Here is a 4,230-nt window from a genome sequence, read left to right as displayed (position 1 = left end):
GAGCCGGGGCTGCCGGCTTCGGGCCGGGACGGGGACCGCCCGGCTTCGCTGCGGTCGCCGGGGCGCTCGGCGCGGGTGCGCCGGGCTTGGCAGCCGGACGGGCTGCGGAATCGGCGGACTTCGCCGACGGGAAGGATTCCCGCAGACGCCTGGCGACGGGCGCCTCCACCGTGGAGGACGCCGACTTCACGAACTCGCCCTGCTCCTTGAGCGTTGCGAGTAGTTCTTTACTTGTGACACCGAGTTCTTTAGCCAACTCGTGCACGCGGGCCTTGCCTGCCACTGCTCTCCTCACTGATGAGGTCGAGCAGGAGGCTCCCCTGAGAGGGGCCCGCACGACCTCGGGTTATCTCCGATGGACGATCATCGCTGGTGCTTCACGGTGTGCTCATGAGTGCTTGTGCCTGTTCTGTTCGAGAGGTACTGCTCTGGGTGGGTGCCCTGCTCGTACCCAGTGGTCGACTTCTGACGTGTCGACACTTCCGGACACTCGCAGTGCTCTGCCGAATGCTCGGCGTCGTTCCGCGAGACTCAGGCAAGCCTCGACGGGGTGCAGCCACGCACCTCGACCGGGAAGCCWGCGCCTCGGGTCCGGGGCGAGAACATGACCTTGCGGCCCGCTCTCACTAACCACAACCCTGAGCAGATCGACAGCCAGCGCGCGCTCCCTACATCCTATGCATGTTCGGACCGGTGAACCGGTAGGAACGCGCGCAGAATCGGGATGCTCATGCTGAACCATTGACCACTCTACCGCCGACTCGCCCCGATCTCCGCATTCCCGGCTCAACGACTGGTCGCGGCGGGTCCGCCTGCCGACTCGGGGGCGGGTGCGGCGTCACTGCGGATGTCGATTCGCCACCCGGTCAAGCGCGCAGCAAGACGGGCATTTTGCCCTTCCTTGCCGATGGCGAGGGACAGCTGGAAGTCGGGGACGACGACACGCGCRGCCCGCGCCTCGGGGTCCACGACAGTGACGGAGACCACTTTCGACGGCGAGAGCGCGTTGCCGACGAACCGGGCCGGGTCTTCGTCGAAGTCGATGATGTCGATCTTCTCGCCGGCCAGTTCGCTCATCACGTTGCGCACCCGCTGGCCCATCGGCCCGATGCACGCGCCCTTGGCGTTCAATCCCTGCACCCGCGACTGGACGGCGATCTTCGACCGGTGCCCGGCCTCCCGGGCGACGGCGATGATCTCGACCGAACCGTCCGCGATTTCCGGAACCTCTAGCGCGAACAGCTTGCGGACGAGGTTCGGGTGGGTGCGCGACAGCGTGATCTGAGGTCCGCGCTGCCCACGGGCCACACCGACGACGTAGCACTTGAGCCGCTCGCCGTGCTCGTAGTTCTCGCCGGGCACCTGCTCGGCGGGCGGGATCAGGCCCTCGGCGCCGCTGGCCTCGCTGCCGATCCGCACGACGACCATGCCGCGGGAGTTCGCGCGGGTGTCGCGCTGGATCACGCCGCCGACGATCTCACCCTCGTGGGTGGAGTACTCACCGAAGCTCCGCTCGTGCTCGGCGTCCCGCAGCCGCTGGAGGATGACCTGGCGGGCGGTGGTCGCGGCGATCCGGCCGAAACCTTCCGGGGTGTCGTCCCATTCCTCGCCGACCATATTGCCGTCGGCGTCGACGTCGTGCGCCATCACCCGCACGATGCCGCTCTTGGTGTCGACGTCGATCCGCGCGTGCTGCTGATGCCCCTCGGTGTGCCGATAGGCGGTGAGCAACGCGGTCTGAATGGTCGAGATGACAGTCTCGATCGAGATGCCCTTGTCGGCCTCGATGGCGCGCAACGCCGCAATGTCGATATTCACTTGTCCAACCCCTCTACTACTTCTTCATCTTCCGACGCGTCTGCGTCCGCGGGTGCCACGCGACCTTCGGGAATCCCGCCGGCGAGTTCCAGCTCCCTCGGGTCGGGTTTCGAGAATTCCACCTGCACAACAGCTTTCTGAATGTCCGGGAGCGCGACGCGCCGAACCTCCGGGCCGGTGCGCGAGCCGATCACCACCGCGACCGAGTCGCCGTCGAGGACGCCGATCCGACCCACGACGGTCTCGTGCGCGAGATCGATACGCGCCTTGCGGCCGCGTGCCCGGCGCCAGTGCCGCTCGTGCGTGAGCGGCCGGCCGATACCGGGAGACGTGACCTCGAGCGTGTACGGCGACTCCCCGAAATCGGACACCGAATCGAAGACCTCGGAGATCTCGTGGCTCAGGTTCGCGACCGCGTCGAGTTCGAGTCCGGCGTCACTGTCCACCATGATCCGGACTGCGCTGTGCCGACCCGCGAGGGTGACTGCAACGTCCTCCAAGTCGTAGCCCTGGCGTTGCACCAGATCGGAGATGAGCTCCGTCACCCTCTCCTTGGATGGAACCGGCATCGGGGAAGCTCCTCGTTTCAGTTGTCGCTCGTCGTGTTCGTGGTCTGGCAGGTCATCGTGCTGCGCACGCAGCACCGCGAACCCGCCGGGACGGGTTCGAGCATCTAAGAGTAACGCCGATTCGAGGCATCCGTGACCAGCCCCGGTGCTCGATTCCCGGGATCGCGGCCCGACCTGGCACCATGGACCGGTGCTCATGCCCACCGTCTCCCGGCCCCCGACATCCGGTCCGGCCGTGTCCCGGCGCACCGCTCTCCGGTTCGCAGCAGCCTCGGCGTTCGGCGTCGCGAGCGTCTCCCTGCTGGCGGGGTGCGCCGACGACGCGGACTCCGACACCGAGGTCGATTCACTCGTCGCACAGTCGCGTCTGGCTCGTCGTGACGCCGCCGGCGCGGCGGCCACGATCGCGCTGCTCCCCGATCGCGGTGCGGCACTCGAACTCGTCCGCGCCCAGCGCACCGCACACGCCGACGCACTGGACGCCGAAATCGCTAGGGCTGCAGGAACTTACCCGGACGGTGCCGCACCGACCACGTCCGCTCCCCCGTCGACGACACCGACCGCTCCGGCGCCGCCGCCCGGTCTCGATCAATTGCGGGCCGACCTGGCCGAGTCGCAGCGCAGCGCAGCCGATTCGGCGCGCACACTGACCGCCTACCGGGCGGGGCTCTGCGCGTCGATCAGCGCCGCGTGCGGAACGTATCTGGCGGTGGTGCTGCCGTGACGACACCCACCGAAGCCGAGGGTAAGAGCCTCGCCGACGCGCTGACCGCCGAACATTCCGCGGTGTTCGCCTACGGAGTGGTCGCCGCATTCTCGAATCCCACCCGGGCCACCCAGGTGGCCACCGCCGCCGCGGCCCACCGGGCGCGCCGGGACGGGCTCCTGGACACGCTGACCGCGGCAGGGCTGACGGCCCCGCCCGCCGAGGCGGGCTACACCCTGCCGTTCCCGGTCACCGATCCGATCACGGCCGCGCAGCTGGCGGCCCAGGTCGAGGCCGACACCGCCGTCGCGTGGCGGGCCGTCGTCGAACACGGTGAGACGGAGGACACCCGCACGCTCGGCGTCACCGCGCTGACCGAGGCGGCCGTCCGGGAGGCCACCTGGCGCGTGGCGCTCGGGACCGATCCGGTGACCGACCCGTTCCCCGGCGGATCCTGACGACGCGCAGCTTCCCGCCCACCGGGATTCTGCATCCACGCGGCGCGTTCCCGGCCTAGCGTCTCTCCCGACACGGTGAACGGCAACGGGAGGACGGCGGCGTGGACGAACGCTCGGTGGAGCAGCGTCTGGCGGACCTGGAGCGGATCGACGCGATCAAGGCGCTCAAGTACCGCTACTGGCGAGCGTGCGACGGCAAGGATCCGGACGCGTTCCGTGCCTGCTTCGTCTCGACCGGGGCGTCGATCGACTTCGGTCCGCTCGGCCGGTTCGACGACGCCGACCGGCTCACGGACATCTTCCGCAGGATCGCGCTCCACGAAGTGGACGGCAAGCACGTGATCCTCGACATGCACCACGGCTTCCATCCGGACATCGTGATGCACAGCAACACCGAGGCGTCGGGCGCGTGGACGCTGAAGTTCCGCCAGGTCGATCTGCTGAAGGGGACGGAGACCGTGTCCTCCGGCGAGTACGACGACGCTTACCGTCTCGAGGACGGCGGCTGGCGAATGTCACGATGCCACTTCACCACTCGATGGTCGATCACCCGCCCGCTCACCCAGGACACGGTGGTCGTCCAGTGAGCGCCGGGGTAGCCCTGGTCACCGGGGGGAGCCGCGGCGTCGGCAAGGGTGTGGCGACGGCGCTGGGAGCCGCCGGGTGGACCGTCTACGTC

Annotated in this window: 7 protein-coding genes and 1 pseudogene; 4 read left to right on the top strand and 4 right to left on the bottom strand. The window is 68.8% G+C overall.

Translation table 11 applies throughout. The features are described from left to right. The 4 genes from AC1D1G_RS42425 to rimP form a co-directional block, all read right to left on the bottom strand. Nucleotides 1-283 (bottom strand): translation initiation factor IF-2 N-terminal domain-containing protein (locus AC1D1G_RS42425; protein ID WP_477956621.1); only part of this gene is annotated, 283 nt, incomplete at its 3' end. A 105-nt stretch (nucleotides 284-388) separates the two neighbouring features. Next, nucleotides 389-742 (bottom strand): YlxR family protein, encoded by a 354-nt coding sequence (locus tag AC1D1G_RS42420; protein ID WP_477956620.1) that lies wholly within the window; start codon nucleotides 740-742, stop codon nucleotides 389-391. Nucleotides 743-786: 44 nt separating this feature from the next. Beyond that, entirely contained in the window at nucleotides 787-1,818 is a 1,032-nt protein-coding gene (gene nusA / locus AC1D1G_RS42415; RefSeq protein WP_105419289.1) for a transcription termination factor NusA, read from the bottom strand. Continuing rightward, on the bottom strand, nucleotides 1,815-2,387 hold the full coding sequence (gene rimP, locus AC1D1G_RS42410) for a ribosome maturation factor RimP (RefSeq protein ID WP_105419291.1): 573 nt from the start codon (nucleotides 2,385-2,387) through the stop codon (nucleotides 1,815-1,817). The genes nusA and rimP overlap by 4 nt, the downstream gene beginning before the upstream one ends. A gap of 196 nt (nucleotides 2,388-2,583) precedes the next feature. Here rimP and AC1D1G_RS42405 point away from each other — a divergent pair, with 196 nt between their 5' ends. The 4 genes and pseudogenes from AC1D1G_RS42405 to AC1D1G_RS42390 form a co-directional block, all read left to right on the top strand. After that, nucleotides 2,584-3,111 carry a hypothetical protein gene (locus AC1D1G_RS42405; RefSeq protein WP_477956619.1) on the top strand — a complete coding sequence of 176 codons (528 nt, stop codon included), beginning with the start codon at nucleotides 2,584-2,586 and terminating at the stop codon, nucleotides 3,109-3,111. Then, on the top strand, nucleotides 3,108-3,551 hold the full coding sequence (locus tag AC1D1G_RS42400) for a ferritin-like domain-containing protein (protein ID WP_317571350.1): 444 nt from the start codon (nucleotides 3,108-3,110) through the stop codon (nucleotides 3,549-3,551). The genes AC1D1G_RS42405 and AC1D1G_RS42400 overlap by 4 nt, the downstream gene beginning before the upstream one ends. 101 nt (nucleotides 3,552-3,652) lie before the next feature. Further along, complete coding sequence (locus AC1D1G_RS42395; RefSeq protein WP_283334750.1) at nucleotides 3,653-4,138, top strand: nuclear transport factor 2 family protein; 486 nt, start codon at nucleotides 3,653-3,655, stop codon at nucleotides 4,136-4,138. Next, nucleotides 4,135-4,230: pseudogene (locus tag AC1D1G_RS42390) on the top strand (SDR family NAD(P)-dependent oxidoreductase); the annotation flags it as partial. The gene AC1D1G_RS42395 and the pseudogene AC1D1G_RS42390, both read left to right, overlap by 4 nt.

It is taken from the genome of Rhodococcus sp. P3_B8 (genome assembly GCF_056402775.1).
The sequence above is the reverse complement of the archived record's forward strand: the minus strand, read 5'-3'. Positions and strand labels throughout refer to the sequence as shown.